At 59.4% G+C, this 1,737-nt stretch carries 2 protein-coding genes; both read left to right on the top strand.

Annotated features, from left to right (window positions below; all coding sequences use genetic code 11):
* Positions 1 to 377 (top strand): methyl-accepting chemotaxis protein (locus GQ59_RS28155; protein WP_037087745.1); only part of this gene is annotated, 377 nt, incomplete at its 5' end.
* Positions 378 to 776: 399 nt separating this feature from the next.
* Positions 777 to 1,737: cache domain-containing protein (locus GQ59_RS28150; protein ID WP_037087743.1), on the top strand; the 961-nt coding region annotated here is incomplete at its 3' end.

Here is a 1,737-nt window from a genome sequence, read left to right as displayed (position 1 = left end):
ACCAGATCTCGCGCTCGTCCGGCCAGGTGCAGAACGGCGTTCGCCTCGTCGGCGAAGCCGGCGAAGCCCTGAAGCGGATTTCCAACCAGGTGAAGGCGGCGAGCGAGATCGTCGGCAAGATCGCCCATTCGGCTTCCGAACAGGACACGACGCTGCGCTCGATCTCGTCTTCGCTGAACCAGCTCGACGCGGCCACCCAGCACAATGCGGCAATGGCGGAAGAAACCACCGCCTCGGCCGAGGCGCTTGCCGCCGATACCGACGAATTGCTGAACCTGATCAGCAGCTTCCGCATCAGTGCCGGCCAGGACACCGGCTACAATACCGGCGCCGGCAGCCTCAACCGCGTCGCACAGAAGATGCGCCGCGCAAGCTGACCACAGTTAGTCGGGGGACGGAGAACCGCCGGGTCGAAAGATCCGGCGGCTCGCATCACAAGATGGGAAATGACCCCGCATCAGGCAGCAACCTAAAGTACATAGCGCGTATATTTTAAATAACGCTTCCCCCCTCTCTTCGACCTCTCGAGTCATACAGCTCCAATTTTTCTTTGTTTTCGCCAGATTTAAAAGTACCCGCTGCGGAATACAGGCAATAATTTTTCCGGGTATTGAATATCCGTCCGGAAATTGGCTTTTGTTAAATTTTTATTCAAATATTGCGCCATATTCTCTCAAGTGTGCGATGCAGCACATCTCCATGCGCAGAAGCGCCTCTCCATTCAGATTCATTCTTCCCAGTCGCTCGAGGCGAGCTCAATCACTTATGGAACGAACATGAAAAACCTGAGGATTTCAAACCAGCTCGTCCTGCTGGTTCTGGCCCTGATCGCCGGCTTCGCCGTCGTGACCTATTTCGAACTCCAGGCCTCGACGCGGGCTATCTATGCCGAGCGGTATGGAATGCTGCGGACCCAGGTGGAGTCCGGGATCGGCATCCTCAAGAAGTTCCAGCAGCGTGAGGCATCCGGTGAGCTGACGCGCGCAGAAGCCCAGAAGCAGGCCTTCGCCGCCGTCTCCGCCATGAGCTTCCAGCCCGACGGCTATCTCTTCGCCTATGACTACGACGTGAAGATGCTGATGCATCCCGATCCGAAGAAGGTCGGCGAGAGCGGCAAGGGCAAGCCCGATTCCGCCGGCAAACTGTTCCGCGACGAAATGGTCTCCGTTGGCCGATCCGGCGGCGGAATTATCGATTATCTGAGCACGACCAAGCCCGGGCAGCCTGATGGAGACTTTGCGAAGAGCTCCTATGCGAAGGCATTCGAACCCTGGCAGATGGTGCTCGCGACAGGCGTCTACACCGATGACCTGCAGGCGCAGATCCGCGGAATGGTGCTGGAGGCACTCGCTATCGGCGCGGTCGCGTTGATCATCGCCCTTGCGGCTGCCTATGTGGTGATCCGCAGCATCACCAAACCTCTGGCCGCTGTGCATGACACGCTTCAGGCGGTTGCCGACGAAAACGTCACGATCGCCATCCCGCATACGGACATGTCGAACGAAGTGGGCATGATGGCGAAGGCCACTCAGGCGCTGCAGGAAAAGATCCGCGAACGCCATGCCATGGCCGCACGCCAGGAAAACCAGCGCCAGGAACTCGACCGTGAGCGCCAGCAGAACCTGGACCAGCAGCAGCAGGAAGCAGCCCTGCAGACCCGCGTGGTCTCCACCATCGGCGAAGCGCTCGAAGCGCTCGCCCAGAGCGACCTGACGATCCGCTGCGGCGATCTCGGCC

This window comes from Neorhizobium vignae, assembly GCF_000732195.1.
Lineage (GTDB): Bacteria > Pseudomonadota > Alphaproteobacteria > Rhizobiales > Rhizobiaceae > Neorhizobium > Neorhizobium vignae.
The sequence above is the reverse complement of the archived record's forward strand: the minus strand, read 5'-3'. Positions and strand labels throughout refer to the sequence as shown.